The 17,459-nt window shown below is 58.2% G+C and carries 14 protein-coding genes; 5 read left to right on the top strand and 9 right to left on the bottom strand.

Annotation, left to right across the window (positions count from 1 at the left end):
- Positions 1–3: 3 nt before the first annotated feature.
- Genes paaC through paaA form a run of 3 tightly spaced genes read right to left on the bottom strand, consistent with a single transcriptional unit; the run spans position 4 to position 1,988 of the window.
- Complete coding sequence (paaC, locus tag KGP22_RS09975; protein WP_223582111.1) at positions 4–750, bottom strand: 1,2-phenylacetyl-CoA epoxidase subunit PaaC; 747 nt, start codon at positions 748–750, stop codon at positions 4–6.
- Between the two features lie 8 nt (positions 751–758).
- Complete coding sequence (gene paaB, locus KGP22_RS09970; protein ID WP_003857353.1) at positions 759–1,046, bottom strand: 1,2-phenylacetyl-CoA epoxidase subunit PaaB; 288 nt, start codon at positions 1,044–1,046, stop codon at positions 759–761.
- Positions 1,047–1,058: 12 nt separating this feature from the next.
- Positions 1,059–1,988 (bottom strand): 1,2-phenylacetyl-CoA epoxidase subunit PaaA, encoded by a 930-nt coding sequence (paaA, locus tag KGP22_RS09965; RefSeq protein WP_245405365.1) that lies wholly within the window; start codon positions 1,986–1,988, stop codon positions 1,059–1,061.
- A gap of 285 nt (positions 1,989–2,273) precedes the next feature.
- On the opposite strand from paaA, the gene paaZ reads away from it, so the two are divergent.
- From paaZ to KGP22_RS09950, 3 genes are all read left to right on the top strand, one after another.
- Positions 2,274–4,316 (top strand): phenylacetic acid degradation bifunctional protein PaaZ, encoded by a 2,043-nt coding sequence (gene paaZ / locus KGP22_RS09960; RefSeq protein WP_223582101.1) that lies wholly within the window; start codon positions 2,274–2,276, stop codon positions 4,314–4,316.
- A 608-nt stretch (positions 4,317–4,924) separates the two neighbouring features.
- A complete protein-coding gene (gene tynA, locus KGP22_RS09955; protein ID WP_223582099.1) occupies positions 4,925–7,198 on the top strand; it encodes a primary-amine oxidase in 2,274 nt (757 codons plus the stop codon).
- Between the two features lie 118 nt (positions 7,199–7,316).
- A complete protein-coding gene (locus KGP22_RS09950; protein WP_223582097.1) occupies positions 7,317–8,423 on the top strand; it encodes a GGDEF domain-containing protein in 1,107 nt (368 codons plus the stop codon).
- Between the two features lie 39 nt (positions 8,424–8,462).
- On the opposite strand, the gene KGP22_RS09945 is transcribed toward KGP22_RS09950, so the two are convergent.
- Positions 8,463–9,962 (bottom strand): aldehyde dehydrogenase family protein, encoded by a 1,500-nt coding sequence (locus KGP22_RS09945; protein ID WP_223582095.1) that lies wholly within the window; start codon positions 9,960–9,962, stop codon positions 8,463–8,465.
- Positions 9,963–10,203: 241 nt separating this feature from the next.
- On the opposite strand from KGP22_RS09945, the gene feaR reads away from it, so the two are divergent.
- The gene (gene feaR, locus KGP22_RS09940; RefSeq protein ID WP_223582093.1) at positions 10,204–11,112 is read left to right on the top strand and encodes a transcriptional regulator FeaR; all 909 of its coding nucleotides are present in this window, start codon (positions 10,204–10,206) and stop codon (positions 11,110–11,112) included.
- On the opposite strand, the gene KGP22_RS09935 is transcribed toward feaR, so the two are convergent.
- The 4 genes from KGP22_RS09935 to KGP22_RS09920 all read right to left on the bottom strand — a co-directional run bounded on the left by KGP22_RS09935 (position 11,113) and on the right by KGP22_RS09920 (position 14,805).
- Positions 11,113–11,430 (bottom strand): YdbL family protein, encoded by a 318-nt coding sequence (locus tag KGP22_RS09935; RefSeq protein ID WP_115874948.1) that lies wholly within the window; start codon positions 11,428–11,430, stop codon positions 11,113–11,115. It abuts the gene before it with no gap.
- Positions 11,431–11,437: 7 nt separating this feature from the next.
- Positions 11,438–11,629, bottom strand: a complete 192-nt coding sequence (locus KGP22_RS09930; RefSeq protein WP_014169918.1) for a YnbE family lipoprotein — start codon at positions 11,627–11,629, stop codon at positions 11,438–11,440.
- Entirely contained in the window at positions 11,626–14,265 is a 2,640-nt protein-coding gene (locus tag KGP22_RS09925; RefSeq protein ID WP_223582091.1) for a YdbH family protein, read from the bottom strand. Before KGP22_RS09925 ends, KGP22_RS09930 begins: the two co-directional genes overlap by 4 nt.
- A gap of 216 nt (positions 14,266–14,481) precedes the next feature.
- Positions 14,482–14,805, bottom strand: a complete 324-nt coding sequence (locus tag KGP22_RS09920; protein WP_223582089.1) for a hypothetical protein — start codon at positions 14,803–14,805, stop codon at positions 14,482–14,484.
- Positions 14,806–15,131: 326 nt separating this feature from the next.
- Here KGP22_RS09920 and KGP22_RS09915 point away from each other — a divergent pair, with 326 nt between their 5' ends.
- Complete coding sequence (locus KGP22_RS09915; RefSeq protein WP_149366810.1) at positions 15,132–16,121, top strand: 2-hydroxyacid dehydrogenase; 990 nt, start codon at positions 15,132–15,134, stop codon at positions 16,119–16,121.
- Between the two features lie 19 nt (positions 16,122–16,140).
- Here the strand turns inward: KGP22_RS09915 and KGP22_RS09910 are convergent, their stop codons facing one another.
- Positions 16,141–17,349 (bottom strand): MFS transporter, encoded by a 1,209-nt coding sequence (locus KGP22_RS09910; RefSeq protein WP_223582087.1) that lies wholly within the window; start codon positions 17,347–17,349, stop codon positions 16,141–16,143.
- Between the last annotated feature and the right edge of the window lie 110 nt (positions 17,350–17,459).

Raw genomic sequence — 17,459 nt, 5'->3', positions numbered from 1 at the left:
CCTTTACCACTGCTGACCGGGATACGCGCGCTGGAGATACTGCATTTCCGCCAGCATCGGGCCCAGATGTTCGGTATGCAGCCCCCTCTTGCCCCCGGTGCGGTACGCCACCTCGGCGGGCACCTGCAGGCAGGCTTCATTCAGACCGGCAAAGACTTCGCTTTCCCACGGCTGGCGCAGGAGGCGCGGGTCAACCGCCACGCCGGGCTCAATCAGCGCCAGCTCGACGTCATCGGCTTCAAACAGCTCGGCCGTAAAACGCCACAGGCTGTCGATGGCCTGCTGCATTTTTTGCGCGGACGTTTCGGTCCCGTCGCCCAGACGCACCAGCCAGCCGCGGCTGAAGCGCAGGTGGTAGCGCGCCTCTTTAATTGCCTTGGCGGCAATGGCGGCAAGCTGGCCGTCGCGGCTATGGGTCAGGCGTTCGTACAGCGCCACGTTCCAGGCATCCATCAGGTACTGGCGGGCAATCGTGTCGGCGAAGCTGCCGTTCGGCTGCTCCACCAGCAGAACGTTGCGGAACTGGCGCTCGTCTCGGCCAAACGCCAGCGTGTCTTCATCGCCCTGGCCTTCCAGCTCCGCGGCATAGGTCAGGAAATTGCGCGCCTGCCCCAGCAGGTCGAGACCGATATTGGCGAGCGCGAGGTCGATTTCCAGCTCCGGCGCGTGGCCGCACCAGGCGCCGAGACGCTGGGAAAGCACCAGACCGTTGTCGCCCAGACGCAGGGCATAGGCAGTCACTGAATTCATTCTTTGCCTCACATATGCTCGATGCCGTCGGGAATGGTGTAGAACGTCGGATGGCGGTAAACCTTGCTCTCCGCCGGGTCGAAGAACTCGCCGCTCTCTTCCGGCTGGGAGGCGACAATCTCGCTCGCCTTAACCACCCAGATAGAACAGCCTTCGCTGCGGCGGGTGTAGGCATCACGCGCGTTTTCCAGCGCCATGCGATCGTCGGCGGCATGCAGACTGCCAACGTGACGGTGGGATAACCCCTGTTTGCTGCGTACGAACACTTCGTACAGCGGCCAGTAGACATTGCTCATGGTTGTTTCCTCTTACGCGGCCTGACGGGCGCGCTGTTTTTCGGCGTGCGCCAGCGCGGCTTCCCGCACCCACGCGCCCTCTTCCCAGGCTTTACGTTTCGCAGCCAGGCGTTCGTGGTTGCAGATGCCGCGCCCGTTAATGACCTCGTCAAACTCCTGCCAGTCGATCTCGCCGAAGCGGTAATGACCGCTCTCTTCATCAAAACGCAGGTCGGGATCGGGCACCGTCATGCCCAGCATTTCCACCTGCGGCACCGTGTTGTCGACAAAGCGCTGGCGCAGCTCGTCATTGCCGAAGCGTTTGATTTTCCACGCCAGGCTGCGGGCGCTGTTCGGCGAGTTGTCGTCGTTCGGCCCGAACATCATCAGCGCCGGCCACCAGAAGCGGTTGATGGCATCCTGCAACATCTGGCGCTGAGCCTCGCTCCCCTGCGCCAGCGCCATGCAGGCCTCAAAGCCCTGACGCTGGTGGAAGCTCTCTTCTTTACAGATTTTCAACATCGCGCGGGCATACGGACCGTAGGAAGTGCGGCACAGCGCCACCTGGTTGACGATGGCCGCGCCGTCCACCAGCCAGCCGATCACGCCGATATCGGCCCAGCTCAGGGTCGGATAGTTGAAGATGGAGGAGTATTTCATCTTGCCGTCGAGCATCTTCTGGTAGATGTCTTCCCGCGCGCAGCCCAGCGTTTCCGCCGCGCTGTAGAGGTAAAGCCCGTGTCCGGCTTCGTCCTGCACCTTCGCCAGCAGGATCGCTTTTCGGCGCAGCGTCGGGGCGCGGGCGATCCAGTTCCCTTCCGGCAGCATGCCGACAATTTCGGAGTGCGCATGCTGGCCAATCTGACGGATCAACGTCTTACGGTAGGCGTCAGGCATCCAGTCCTGAGGCTCAATCGCCGTCTCCTGCGCTATGCGCTGCTCAAACCGTTGTTCTTGCGTCACGTCATCACCTTTATGATTCGTTAGTTTGCAAATTAAAGCGTAATGTTGAATCATTTTGTTTTTTAAAAGTTACACAAAGGTTAAATACAACCCCAAGAATTGTTTCCTGATTCTGTGACGTTGCTCGCAGGCCTTTTGCTGAAAGCCTTGATAAGCGGACCTTCGTATTCTGTAATTCATCCAGTCAGATCACATCATTAACAATTCATTAAAAACGCCGCTTGATTTTTATGATTCATGATTAAACTATTAATGAGTAAATTACGTAACATTTGGAGATAAGCGATGCAGCAGTTAGCCAGCTTCTTGTCCGGTTCCTGGCAGTCTGGCCGGGGCCGCGAACGCACTATTCATCACGCCATCAGTGGCGAAGCGCTGTGGAGCGTGACCAGCGAAGGGCTGGATATGGCGGCCGCCCGCCGCTATGCGATTGATCGCGGCGGCGAAGCGCTTCACTCGATGACCTTTATCGAACGCGCAGCCATGCTGAAGGCGGTGGCAAAGCACCTGCTTAGCGAAAAAGAGACGTTTTATGCCCTGTCCGCACAGACCGGGGCGACTAAAGCGGACAGCTGGGTGGACATTGAAGGCGGGATCGGCACCCTTTTCACTTACGCCAGCCTGGGCAGCCGCGAGCTGCCGGATGACACCGTGTGGCCGGAAGACGAGTTAATTCCGCTGTCAAAAGAAGGCGGCTTTGCCGCGCGTCACGTCCTGACCTCGAAGTCCGGCGTGGCGGTGCACATCAACGCCTTTAACTTCCCCTGTTGGGGAATGCTGGAAAAGCTGGCCCCGACCTGGCTTGCCGGCATGCCCGCCATCATCAAACCCGCCACCGCCACCGCGCAGGTGACGCAGGCGATGGTGAAATCCATCGTCGACAGCGGGCTGGTGCCGGACGGCGCCATCAGCCTGATCTGCGGCGGCGCGGGGGATCTGCTCGACCAGCTCGACAGCCAGGACGTGGTCACCTTTACCGGCTCCGCCAGCACCGGGCAAAGCCTGCGCGTGCACCCGAATATCGTGGCGAATTCGATTCCGTTCACGATGGAAGCCGACTCCCTGAACTGCTGCGTGCTGGGGGAAGACGTCACCCCTGAGCAGCCGGAATTTGCCCTGTTCATCCGGGAAGTGGTCCGCGAGATGACCGCCAAAGCCGGGCAAAAATGTACGGCCATTCGCCGCATTATCGTCCCGCAGTGCCAGATTGACGCCGTGAGCCAGGCGCTGATTGCCCGCCTGGAAAAGGTGTTGGTGGGCGATCCGGCTCAGGAAGGGGTAAAGATGGGTGCGCTGGTCAACGCCGAACAGCGTGCGGACGTGCAGGAGAAAGTGGATCACCTGATCGCCGCAGGCTGCCAGGTCCGCCTGGGTGGCAAAGCGGATTTGCAGGCCGCGGGCGCGTTCTTCCCGCCGACGCTGCTGTTCTGCCCGCAGCCGGATGAAACTCCGGCAGTCCACTCAACCGAAGCCTTTGGCCCGGTTGCGACGCTGATGCCGTATCGCAATGCACAGCACGCGATGCAGCTTGCCCGCGCGGGCGGCGGCAGCCTGGCGGGCACGCTGGTCACCGCAGACCTGGACATTGCCCGCGAGTTTATTATCGGCGCGGCGCGCGCCCACGGGCGTATTCAGATCCTCAACGAGGAAGCCTCGAAAGAGTCCACCGGCCACGGCTCCCCGCTTCCTCAGCTGGTGCACGGCGGCCCGGGTCGCGCGGGCGGCGGCGAAGAGCTGGGCGGCCTGCGCGCGGTGAAGCACTACCTGCAGCGCACCGCGATTCAGGGCAGCCCGACGATGCTGGCCGCCATCGGCAAGCAGTGGGTGCGTGGCGCAGCGGTGCAGGAAGATCGCGTGCATCCGTTCCGCAAATACTTTGAGGAGCTGCAGCCGGGCGACAGCCTGCTGACGCCGCGCCGCACCCTGACGGAAGCGGACATCGTGAACTTTGCCTGCCTGAGCGGCGATCACTTTTACGCCCATATGGACAAGATCGGCGCGGCAGAGTCGATCTTTGGCGAGCGCGTGGTGCACGGCTACTTCCTGATCTCCGCCGCGGCGGGACTGTTCGTTGATGCGGGCGTCGGGCCGGTGATTGCCAACTACGGCATGGAAAACCTGCGCTTTATCGAGCCGGTCAAACCGGGCGATACCATTCAGGTACGTCTGACCTGCAAGCGTAAAACGCTGAAGAAACAGCGCAGTGCCGAGGAAAAACCGACCGGCGTGGTGGAATGGGCGGTTGAGATCTTCAACCAGCACCAGCAGGCCGTGGCGCTTTACTCCATCCTGACGCTGGTGGCGCGCCAGCAGGGAGATTTCAGCTAAGGTCCCCTCACCCTGACCCTCTCCCCAAGGGGAGAGGAATCCCTGTAATTTTTTTAACCAGAAGCGATAAATTGCTTCAGGAAAATTAATGGCTTACAGCGATACCCTGGTCCGGCTGTAAATCGCCGAAGCGTTTCCGTAAGGCCGGGGCGAGGCGCAGGGATGCGCCGAGAGGGCGTGGCCTGCAGGGATGCAGGCTCATGCCCGACCCGATAGCCTGAAGGAATAAGCTGAGGGCACCGCGAAGCGGCGATTTACCGCCGGGAGCCCGGGTCGCCAGGGCGGCGGCGACTGAGCCGCCCTGGCACGTTCACTGGTCATGTCGTGACAGAGTAGCAAGGAACATGAAGTGAACGGAATGACCACTACAGCCGTATGTTCCCCCTCACCCCAGCCCTCTCCCTCAAGGGAGAGGGGGTCGCCTGTGTTGACATCATTTGTGGGGAGAGGAAATGGCCCGGCATGTGATGTATCCCCGCTCTTTTTTTAACCTGGCAAGGCTGACAAATAATCTGGCAGATGCAGGCAAACGCTTTTCTCAGGCGCCTGTCAGGATAAGGCTGTCACAACACAATATACCCAAAAATCACAACAAGATGAGGTCTACGATGGGAAGCAATTCTTCTTTTTCTGCCCGTAGAACGGCGCTGGCTATAGCCGTTGCGCTGTGTTGCGCCTGGCAATCCCCTGTTTTCGCCCACGGCAGCGAGGCGCATATGGTCCCGATGGACAAAACGCTGCAGGACTTTGGCGCTGACGTGCAGTGGGATGATTACGCACAGATGTTCACCATTGCGAAAGACGGTGCCTTTGTGAAGGTCAAACCGGGTGCCAAAACCGCCATCGTCAACGGCAAAACCCTCAAGCTCGAGGTGCCGGTGGTGATGAAAGGCAAGAAAGCCTTTATCTCTGACAGCTTCATCAATGATGTTTTCCAGTCCGGTCTTGACCAGACCTTCCAGGTTGAAAAACGCCCTCACCCGCTAAACGCGCTGACGGCGGACGAAATTAAGCAGGCCGTTGAGATTGTGAAAGCCTCGGCGGACTTTAAGCCTAATACCCGCTTTACCCAGATTGCCCTTGCAGAGCCAGAGAAAGCCAAAGTGTGGGACTTTGTGCTTAACGGTACGGCGGTGGATGCCCCGCGTCAGGCAAAGATTGTGATGCTCGATGGAAAGCACGTTATCGAAAGCCTGGTGGATCTGAAGGATAAAAAAATCCTGCGCTGGGAGCCGGTGAAAGACGCGCACGGCATGGTGCTGCTGGATGATTTCACCGCGTTACAGCAGATCGTTAACGAGAGTACGGAATTTGCCGAGGTGCTTAAAAAACACGGCATCACCGACCCGAAAAAAGTGATTACCACGCCGCTGACCGTCGGCTATTTCGACGGTAAAGACGGCCTGAAGCAGGAAGATCGCCTGCTGAAGGTGGTGAGCTATCTGGATGTAGGCGACGGCAACTACTGGGCGCACCCGATTGAGAACCTGGTTGCCGTGGTCGATCTTGAGCAGAAAAAGATCCAGAAGATTGAAGAAGGCGCCGTTGTTCCGGTCCCTATGACGCCGCGCCCCTACGATGGCCGAGATCGTATAGAAACGCCGAAAAAACCGCTCGACATCATCGAGCCGGAAGGTAAGAACTACACCATTACCGGCGATATGGTGCACTGGCAGAACTGGGATTTCCACCTGAGCCTGGACTCGCGCGTCGGCCCGATGATTTCAACCGTCACGTATAACGACAACGGCAAAAAGCGTCAGATTATGTATCAGGGGTCGCTCGGCGGGATGATCGTCCCTTACGGCGATCCGGACGTGGGCTGGTACTTCAAGGCCTATCTTGATTCCGGCGACTACGGCATGGGCACCCTGACCTCCCCTCTGGTGCGCGGGAAAGACGTGCCGTCCAACGCGGTGATGCTCAACGAAACCATCCCGGATTACACCGGCGCGCCGATGGAGATCCCGCGCGCGATCGCCATTTTCGAACGCTACGCGGGGCCGGAATATAAGCATCAGGAGATGGGCCAGCCTAACGTCAGCACCGAGCGCCGCGAGCTGGTGGTGCGCTGGGTGAGTACCGTGGGCAATTACGATTACATCTTCGACTGGGTGTTCCATGAAAATGGCACCATCGGCATTGACGCCGGTGCGACGGGTATCGAAGCGGTGAAAGGCGTGCAGGCGAAAACCATGCACGATGCCACCGCCAAAGACGATACAAAATACGGCACGCTGATCGACCACAACATCGTGGGCACCACGCACCAGCACATCTACAACTTCCGTCTTGATATGGACGTGGACGGCATCAACAACAAGCTGGTGGCGATGGATCCGGAAGTGAAGCCGAATACCGCCGGGGGTCCGCGCACCAGCACCATGCAGATCAATCAGTATGATATTGATACCGAGCAGCAGGCGGCGCAGAAGTTCGACCCGGGCACGATTCGCCTGCTGAGCAACACAAGTAAAGAGAACCGCATGGGTAACCCGGTCTCGTACCAGATCATCCCTTATGCGGGCGGTACGCACCCGGTAGCGACCGGCGCGAAATTTGCCCCGGACGAGTGGATCTACCATCGCCTGAGCTTTATGGACAAACAGCTGTGGGTGACCCGCTACCACCCTGATGAGCTCTACCCGGAAGGTAAATTCCCTAACCGCTCCGTACACGACACGGGCCTCGGGCAGTACAGCAAGGATAACGAGTCGCTCAACGATCGGGACGACGTAGTCTGGATGACCACCGGCACCACCCACGTGGCGCGCGCGGAAGAGTGGCCGATCATGCCAACGGAATGGGTGCATACCCTGCTTAAGCCGTGGAACTTCTTCGACGAGACGCCAACGCTCGGGAAGAAAAAAGACGAAAAATAACCACCCGCCGGGCAATAGCCCGGTTTTTTTTGCCCTGGCGTTTGAGGATCGTCCTGGCTTGCTTATAGTTACAGATATCTCATCGACATGATTTATCCCCCGGACGGGAAAGGGCTTTATGGAAAAAAGAAAAAAACCGTCGCTGGAGCGGGCGACCTGGCCAACGCGCCATGCCATGGTCATGCACGGGCTGGCGATGAACCTGCCGTGGCTGGCCTTCGTCAATATCAGCTTTGCGGTGATGATTCTGCTGCGACACGTTCTGCTTAAGCCCAGCGATCCCCTTTATCCCCACTCGCCCCAGCTGACGAGAATGGTTGATGCCTCCATGCTCGGTATTATCATCCTCTCGGCCGCGCTGATCCTCATGGCCTGGCGGCGAATCGCCGGTATCAGCGTGGTGTTGTTTATCTGTAGCGCCATCTGGTCGGTCTCCTGCTTCTGGTTTATCACCGAGCTGCTGCTCCCGCACGTCTGGCCGCTGTGCGTTATTCTGTTACTCGCCGGTTTGACGGCGCTCTATTTTTACCCTGAAGGGCTGCTCGCCTTTGTGCTCCCGCTCTGGATCACCCTGCCGATAGCAAGCTGGATACGAAACGATGGCCTCAACCTACACTTCGTTGTTATCTGGAGCGTGTTTACGCTGATCCTTATCTGCGGGCGTTTCATTCTGCTGAGCTGGTTTGACGAAGCCTGGCGACGTAACCAGCAAAATCAGCTGCTGATTTCGCGGCTGGACGCGCTGGCGCATCAGGACCCGTTAACCAAAACCGCCAATCGCCGGAAAATGGAGGTGGTGCTGGAGAACGCGGTTGAGCAGAAAAAAACCTTCTCGGTGATCATGCTGGATATCGACTACTTCAAGCGCTACAACGATACCTACGGGCACCAGGCGGGCGACGACTGTCTGACGCGCGTGGCGCGCGTGCTGAAGCAGTCCGTGCGCACGCCTGACGATGTGGTGTCACGCTACGGTGGTGAGGAGTTCGTGGTCATCCTCTTCAATTGCCCGGCAAACATTGCGGAAAAGGTTGCCCTGCGTATTCAGGACGGCCTGCGTACGGAAGCCATCCCGCACGGCGCCTCGACGGTCAGCGACCATGTCACCGTGAGCATGGGGATTGCGAGCATGGCCGAGGGATTAGCGGGCACCGAGATCATCGCCCGCGCCGATGCGGCGCTGTATCGGGCGAAGGAGGCCGGGCGGGATCGGTGGTCGCTGTAGATAAAAGCCGGGTGGCGCTGCGCTTACCCGGCTTGCTTTTTAATACCGCACGCACACCGACTTGGTTTCACACCAGCCGTCCAGCCAGTCCGGGCCAAAATCGCGTCCGGTACCGGACTGCTTCATGCCGCCGAACGGCAGGTTGGCGTCGATCAGCGTATGGCTATTCACCCACACGGTGCCCGCCTGCAGCCGGTCGGTATACTCCAGCGCCTTGCTGATATTCTGCGTCCAGACGCTGGCCGTCAGGCCATATTCGGTGTCGTTTGCCAGCTGGAGCGCCTCTTCCCCGTCGGCGACGCGCACAAGGTTGACCACCGGGCCAAACACCTCTTCGCGGGTCAGGCGCAGCGAGGCATCCGGGTTGACCACCAGCGTAGGTGAAACGTAATAGCCTTTGCCTTCCGGCCCCCGGTTACCGACGATCAGCTCCGCGTGGCGCGACTTCGCCTCATCGAGGAAGGTCTGCACCTTGTCGCAATGCGCGCGCGACACCAGCGGGTTAATAAACGCCTCCGGCGACATGCCTGGCCCGACGCTCAGGGATTTCACCGCCTGCTCAAACCCGCTGACCAGCGTGTCAAACAGCGGCGCCTCAATGTAGATGCGCGAGCTCGCCGCGCACACCTGCCCCTGGTTCAGGAAGCTGCCGGTCATCAGGCCTTCGATCACCCACGCGGGGTCCGCATCCTTGAGCACAATTGCCGGGTTTTTCCCGCCCAGCTCCAGGGTCACGCCGGTTAGCGTGTCCGCCGCCGCGCGGGCAATTTGCTTACCCGTCGCCGTTGAGCCGGTGAAGCTCACCTTCGCGATATGCGGATGCGAGGTCAGCGCCGCGCCACACACCGCGCCGCTCCCGGTCACCACGTTGAACACCCCATCCGGGATGCCCGCTTCACTGGCCAGTTCCGCCACGCGCAGCATGGTCAGCGGCGTGGTTTCAGACGGCTTAATGACGATAGAGCAGCCAGCTGCCAGCGCTGGCATCACTTTCCACATGCCGATCATCAGCGGGAAGTTCCACGGCACAATCCCGGCCACCACGCCAACCGGCTCTTTACGCGTCCACGCCTGATAGCGGGCACCCTGCGGCAGCGGGATAGAAAGATCGAGAGTCTTACCCGAAATTTTGGTGGTCAGCCCGGCGGTATAGCGCATCCAGTTCAGGGTGCAGCCGACTTCAAACATACGGGAAATGTTGATGGATTTGCCCTGCTCCAGCGTTTCAAGCTGGGCCAGCTCCTCGCTGTGCTGTTCCACCAGATCGGCGAAATGGAGCAGGATCCGCTCGCGCTCCGCCGGAAGTTTTCCGGCCCAGGTGCGGGCCACAAAGGCGCGCCAGCCGGACATGACGGCACGATCAACGTCGTCGACGCTGGCATCGGCAGTTGAGGCAATGACCTCGCCCGTGGCCGGGTTGAAGACGTTCAGCCGCTTTTCACTGTCCGACGCGGCCTGACGCCCTTCAATCCACAAGCCATGCTGTCGGTCTAAAAACTGCTGCACGGCAGGCTGAATAGCCACCTGTGATTCAGACATAGGATACTCCTTCGTTATTCTTCGCAGGGTGTTCATCCAGTCTAAGAGGGGTTTTGCATTCTCGCTTTTGTCTCTGTGACATTCGCTTTGCCACCTGTGACAGGCTCCGCAAATCGCGATAATTGCCGCTTATATCGCTGTTACCGGTGAGTGTTCTTTCCTATAGTCAGCCTCATAGCTCTGACAAAATGCAACACAAATGCAACAATGCGAAAACGTTGATGGTGCAGTGAGAGAAACGATGGCGTGTGCAAGCGAGCAGGAACAGTATCAGCATTGGCTGGCGCAAATTAACCAGGTTTGCGGGCGTTTTAACGCGCAGCCCACCGGGGCTAAATTCTACGGCGAGCTGGAGACCAGCTATGCGCGCAGCCTGAAGCTCAGTACCGTGACCGCGGGTGGCGTTAACCTGTTCCGCTCCCGCCAGGAGATCAAACAGAGTAACGATGCCTGGTTCTATACCGTGTTCCAGCTCGACGGGAGTGCGGAAATTGAGCAGGATGACCGTCGCGCGCTGCTCAAAACCGGTGATATCACGCTGATTGACGCGTCGCGTCCCTGTTCAATCAACTGGCAGGAAAAATCCCGCCAGATTTCGCTCCTGGTTCCGCGTCAGATTATTGAGCAGCAGTGTCGTTTCCAGGAGATAAGGTGCGCGACCGCCCTTTCCCGCACCTTACCCACGGTGCAGCTGAGCCATCGCCTGTTGATGGAGAGTATGAGCAATGCCGACCTGAGCGATCGTGAAAGTGAAGCCGCGCTCGAAGCGATGATCTGCCTGCTGCGCCCCGCTTTCCAGCAGCGTGAAATCATTCAGCCGCGCAAGGAGCGCCAGTTCCAGCATGTGGTGGCGCTGATTGACGACCATATTCAGTCTGAATCGCTGCGTCCTGAATGGATTGCCGCCGAGAGCGGTATGTCCGTGCGCAGCCTCTACCGCATGTTTGCCGAAAAGGGGCTGGTGGTCGCGCAGTACATTAAAAACCGTCGCCTGGATCTCTGCGCGCAGGTACTGCGCACTGCTGGCGATGATGAAAAGCTGGCGGGCATTGGCTACAGCTGGGGCTTTACCGACCATAGCCATTTTTCAACGGCGTTTAAGCAGCGTTTTGGCGTCTCGCCGGGTGAATACCGCAGGCGCTACCGCTAGCTACTTTCTCAGCCATTTTCCGTTAATACCCTTCACGTACTCGCCCGGCTGCGCGCGGGCAACCAGTTTTTGCCCAGCCATTTTGGCCACTTCATCGACCGGCAAATTATTGCTGTCAGCCAGCTTCTGGTAGCTTTCCGTGCGCGCCGCGTTGATGCGATTGACCAGCGCCAGCGTTTCGGCATCCTGTTGAATCGGGGCCAGATAACCGCTGAGGGTTTCCCCCACGCGCCCCTGGGCCCGGGCATCGTTGAGGGTGAGCGTAGCCGCCTGTACGTTCATCCCCAGCGCCAGCAAAATCAGAGCTACTCGTTTCATGGCGTCCTCAGAACAGATCGCTGCGCGATTTCAGCAGGGTTTCGACGTCTTTATCGACCTTAATGTGGATCTCATGTTCGATTTTGACATTCATATTGATGGTAATCGGCTCCTTTGGCGCAGCGACTTCAATACGCGGCGTACAGCCGGTCAGTAGCGCGGCAACGGCAACGGTGAGCACACCAGCCATCTTTTTCATTGTTGTTCCTCACTTTCCTTGCCGGTCAAACTGCGGGGAGCAGGTATCGCCGCATGTTGCTCAAACCAGGTTTGCAGGTTGTCCCCAAAGCGCAGGCTACGCCAGAGGGTAAAGACATTCTCGTCATGGGTATAGTTCAGGTTGACGGAGCTGCTTTTGCCATCCACCCGGCTGTTCCCCTTGATGGTCGCCTGCATGGTCAACTCACCCAGATTATCTAAATTGATTCTCGTCCACGAACGCGAAATTTCCATATAGCGGAGCCAGTTAATCGCGGCACCCGCGACCATATTATCTTTGACGATGGCGTCGGCCGTATCTTTGTCGATGCGCAGCGTCATTGGGCCCGGGTTGGTGAGCCAGCCATCTTCAATGATCCATTTTTCATTGTCCAGCCAGAACGGCAGCGCCCCGCTGACTGGCCCCGACATGGCAAACTGTTTCGGATTAACGGCGCTAATCAGCTCGCTCGAAGAGATATTGTCCACCCGCAGCAGGGCCGGATCGTGCTGCGGCATCCGCAGCTGCTGCATGGTGATCTTCCCGCCGAGGGTTTCCACCTTCACGTTGGTGAGCAGCAGCGGATTGTCCTCCGTCCAGGGATAGTCCCCCTGTAGATCGGCAGTAATGTTTCGTGCGGTCACCAGGTTTACCACTTCGCCAATGCGCAGCGTCACCGGTCCGCGCGTGCCCAGAGACCAGGTTCCGTCGCTGAAGCGGAACGGCAGCACAAAATCGACGCCGTTAATCTGGTTATCCGGCATCCAGGCGCTGCCGGATTTCAGCACGCCATGCCCGCCCGCTTCAAAACCCTGATCGGCCGCCGCCGAGAAGGCGACCTGCGCATACAGTTCCCCGTCGCGCAGCGTCATTTTCCAGTCCGGCGGGATCAGCGGCTGGAATACGGTGAGAGACTGTTTCGGCCACCAGGCCTGCCCGCGAAGGCGCACGCCATCCCAGCGTCCGTTTACCTGTACCGGACCGATTTTGTCCGCGTGGAGGTCGCCCTTAAACTGAAAAATAGTCGGGTCGCTGCCGTCGACGCTAAAGGTCAGGACCGATGGCGGCAACACGCTGCCGCCGGAGAAACGGGTTTGCCCGGCGTTAAGTGAGAGCGCACCGCTGAAGGTCGGTTTTTCGGGGTCACGCAACCATCGCACCGGTTGTTCCAGCACCAGGCGAGGCTTGCTGACCTCCATCGTACCGTACTGGAGCTTGTCAAAACCGGTGGAGAGCGCCGTCAGCTCAATAAGGTTGTCGCGCCATTCGCCTTTCCCGGCGACATCCCAGCGGGCATGCATCGGCGTAAAACCGCCTTTCCCCCAGTAGCGCCACTGCCACAGGCCGTTATCGGGTAAGAAGTCGCTGGCCTGACCGTCCAGGTGGAGTTCAAAATCGCCCATCTCGTTTTCATGGGCGCGCAGGATAGCCTGCAGACGGCCATCCACGCCCTTCTGGGTGAGCTTCACGCCCGCCAGCGGCCAGCGGATTTCATCGATATCGAGTGAATCAATGATGCGCCCGCGCGAGCGGAGCAGCGCGCCCGGCTCAAAGGCCAGCTGCGGTTCATACAGGCTGCCGGTCAGCGTTGCGGGCAATTTAGCGTAAAGAATGAGATCGTTTTGCTTTGCCTCGCCGCTCAGGTGCAGAGGCATGTCGCTGTTTTCCATGCTGAGCCTGCCTGGCCCGATATTCAGTACCGCGTTCCCTTTCCCCGCATCACCGTGGGTAAGCACATTCAGCCGTCCGGTCAGGGTGGTTTTCTCCAGCCCCTGCTGCCAGTTGTCGGCGCGAAGGGACACCCGCCCGCTCAGCGGCATACCCGAGAGATCCCAGTTCCAGCGCCCGTCGCTGATGTTCAGCTGTTCCGCCGTGATCTGCCACGGCAGGTCGAGCAGCGGATCGGGATTGTCCCGCGCCATCACCACCAGCTGTCCCTGATTGTCTTCCCAGTCCAGATCGGCATCGACCAGAGACGTCAACTGTGGCACGTAAAAGGTCGCGACCGCGTGGCCTTTCACCGGTACGCCATCCGGTACCAGCGGCAGGGTAAATTCGCCCACCAGCTTAATCGGCTGCGGCTGGTCCGGGAGCTGTACATCGAACTGGCTGACCGAGAGCGTCTGACCGCGAAGCGTGCCTTTAATGCTGACCTGCTCGCCTTTATAGGCGATCTCCTGACTGGACGGGGTCAGCGACGCACGCAGCTCGCCCTGCCACTGCTGCCAGGGAGAGAGCGTCAGACGGTGAATCGTGAGCCAGGTATTGGGTAATACTGCCTGCCATTGCGCGAGCGTTTTCGGGGCGACCGTTGAAGGCGCTGACTGAGGAATTTTGCTCAGACAGACGGAATTTAAATCCAGCGCGCCGATATCCAGCTTCCAGCGGCTCGGATGTGACAGCGTCACGTTATCGATGCGGGCAATTTCGCAGTCTTCAACCAGATAGCGAAGATTGGGGATCACCAGCGCGTGGCGGGTCAGTTTCGGGCTCTCTTCGAACGCGATGCGCGTCCCCACGGGCAGCCAGATCCCGGCGAGCGTCGGAACCCACTGGGCAAGCGTCATCAGCAGCGTCAGCGGCAACAGTATGAACAGCAGTAAAAGCGCAAGAGCGGCTTTGTATTTACCCTTCATGGGCAGTTAATATCCTGATTTAGCGAAAGAATTAAGCCGGCAGTGCCGAGCATTGTCGCATGTTTAGCGGTTGAGTTGAAGTTAACGCCAGGATTAAGGATAGATGCTGGAAATAGTATGAGGTAACTTTTTTGCTATGCGTAACCTAAAGAACACATTTTATATTCAGTGGGTTACGCATCATTTCAGGCGTAAAAAAGGGAAAACACTGCGAAACTAATACCTGTTCCTGGGCATTGCCAGCAGGTAAAGCATAGCGAATATCAATGACCCCCAGTACACCGAATCGTACCGCCAGGGATCAAAATCGATATGTAAAAAACCGCGAACAAACTCATAGCCGTTGGCAAAAACGTTAATCTGGATGGCTGCAATGGCTATCACAAACAGCGTATAGGCTATGAACAGTGGGTATTTTCGTAGCCAGTTAACCTTCTGTTTCCCGATATATAACAAGAAAAAAACTACTATAGATACAATGAAATAGTACAAAGCGGGCAGCATTGGCGGAGATAAGGACAACCCCAGCTGTTGCGACATGCATCATTCTCCCTCTTTATCAGAAACTCACCCGGTTCCTGATATCGTCCCATCACATCCAAAAGGATTGCAGTTTTCACACCCTCTTGCCATTCTTTAACGTAATTCAGACAGGCTTTTTTCGCATCCTCAACCCACTGCATTTTTCTCTACATGCCCTGAGCAGATTCAAGCCAAAGATTCCTCGTAGCAACAATATCATGGAGTTAGGATGTAGATATGCTCTAAAATAATTCATAGAACTTATTGAATTCAATAATATTTTAGAAATTGTAAGATAATTTTAATCATGCTAACGTGAATGCAAAATCACTGGAGAAAGTCTTATGAAACTCGCGGTATATAGCACAAAGCAGTACGACAAAAAGTATCTGCAACATGTTAACGAGGCTTACGGGTTTGAGCTTGAATTTTTCGACTTTCTGCTGTCCGAAAAAACCGCCAAAACGGCGCACGGCTGTGAAGCCGTCTGCATTTTCGTAAACGATGACGGCAGTCGCCCGGTGCTGGAAGAGTTGAAAAGACAAGGGGTGAAGTACATCGCCCTGCGCTGTGCGGGCTTTAACAATGTGGATCTCGATGCGGCGAAAGAGCTGGGTCTGAAGGTGGTGCGCGTTCCGGCGTACTCCCCGGAAGCGGTCGCGGAACATGCGATTGGCATGATGATGTCGCTCAACCGTCGTATTCACCGCGCTTATCAGCGCACCCGTGACGCCAACTTCTCGCTGGAAGGGCTGACCGGCTTTACTATGTACGGCAAAACCGCGGGCGTGATCGGCACCGGTAAAATCGGCGTCGCCGCCCTGCGGATTCTGAAAGGCTTCGGCATGCGTCTGCTGGCGTTCGATCCGTACCCGAGCGCCGCTGCGCTGGAGCTGGGCGTGGAATACGTCGACCTGCCGACCCTGTTCTCCCAGTCTGACGTGATCTCCCTGCACTGCCCGCTGACGCCGGAGAACTACCACCTGCTAAACCAGGCGGCGTTTGACCAGATGAAGGATGGCGTGATGATCATCAACACCAGCCGCGGCGGGCTGGTTGACTCTCAGGCCGCTATCGAAGCGCTGAAAACCCAGAAAATTGGCGCGCTGGGAATGGACGTGTACGAGAACGAACGCGATCTGTTCTTTGAAGACAAGTCGAATGATGTGATCCAGGACGACGTGTTCCGCCGCCTGTCAGCCTGCCATAACGTGCTGTTTACCGGACACCAGGCGTTTCTGACTGCCGAAGCGCTGATCAGCATTTCGGAAACCACGCTGGGTAACCTGCAGCAGCTGGAAAAGGGCGAAGCGTGCCCTAACGAACTGGCGTAAGCGTGACGCCGGGTGGCGGCTATGCCCCACCCGGCGTACTGTCTGTTTCCCAGGTCCGGTGCGCAAAGCACCACCAGAGCAGGACGGCCACCAGCGCAATCGCGCTCAGGACACTGAATGCCGTGGCAAATGAGTAATGACCGGCAATCGTGCCGGTTAACGCCGGGCTCATGGATGCCCCAATCCCCTGCATCAGCATCACCACACTCTGCCCGGCATTGACGTGCCCGCTACCGCGCAGCAGCACCACGATAAACGACGGTACCACGACGCCCAGGATCCCTGCGGCCAGCCCGTCGAGAATTTGTACCGGGATCATCATGAGCGGCGCGTCCGTAGACGCCGCCAGCGCGGCGCGCACCGGCATCACCAGCAGCGCCAGCATAATCAAGCGCCAGTAGCCGTAGCGGTCTATTCGGTGGGCGACCCAGATGGCGACGGGGATCATCACGGCCTGAGAGATGATAACGGTGCCCGCCGCGTACAAACCGGGGTTGATCGATGCGGGTGCCGCAGCCACCCTCATGCTCAGCATCGGCAGCAGCGCGGCGTTCGCCAGATGAAACAGCAGCAGCGTCAGGCCTGTCACAAACAGCGCCCGTTTTTTAATCAGCACGGCAAAACCGGGAACCGGCAGGCTCTCCGAAGAGGACAGTCCTCTCGCCGCGTCGTTATCAATATCCCGGTTGCGAATGGCAAGCAGCGCGCAGAGCGTTAACAGCGTGGTACAGGTCATCAGCAGGAAAATCCCGCCGACGCCCCAGTACCAGGCAATGCCGCCTGCAATCAGTGCGGTAACAAAGTTGCCGCCGTGATTGAACGCTTCGTTTCTACCCATCTGCGCGCTGAACCCGCTCTGGCCGGTCAGACCCAGCGTAATCCCGGCGATCAGCGGGCCGACAAACGCCGCACAGATACCGGTGACGATTTGCGACACGGCGACAACAGCGCTCTGCTGGCTAAACCAGAGCAGGAGCGTGCTAAGGGTGATGAGCAGGCACACCAGCGCCAGCACGGTACGCTTGCTGCGTGAGGTGTCGGTGATGAATCCCGCCGGCAGCGTGGCCAGTAATCCCGCCAGCCCACCGGCCGTCATCAGGATGCCGATATCATCAGGGGTCCAGTGGCGTTCGGTCAGGAAAATACCGAGAAAAGGCCCCAGGCCATCGCGGACATCCGCGATGAAAAAACTTGTCAGGCACAATGCCCGCAGCGAACGAAGAGACATACTTCCTGCCTTTGTCTGTTATCGCCTGTAAAAAAGGAAATGTAGTATAGCGGGTATTTTTTAAAATCAGATGACGTCTTAAAAAATATGCCTTGCGAACTTAAACAATT

The sequence above is a fragment of the Enterobacter sp. JBIWA005 genome, assembly GCF_019968805.1.
GTDB classification, from domain to species: Bacteria; Pseudomonadota; Gammaproteobacteria; order Enterobacterales; family Enterobacteriaceae; genus Enterobacter; species Enterobacter vonholyi.
The sequence above is the reverse complement of the archived record's forward strand: the minus strand, read 5'-3'. Positions and strand labels throughout refer to the sequence as shown.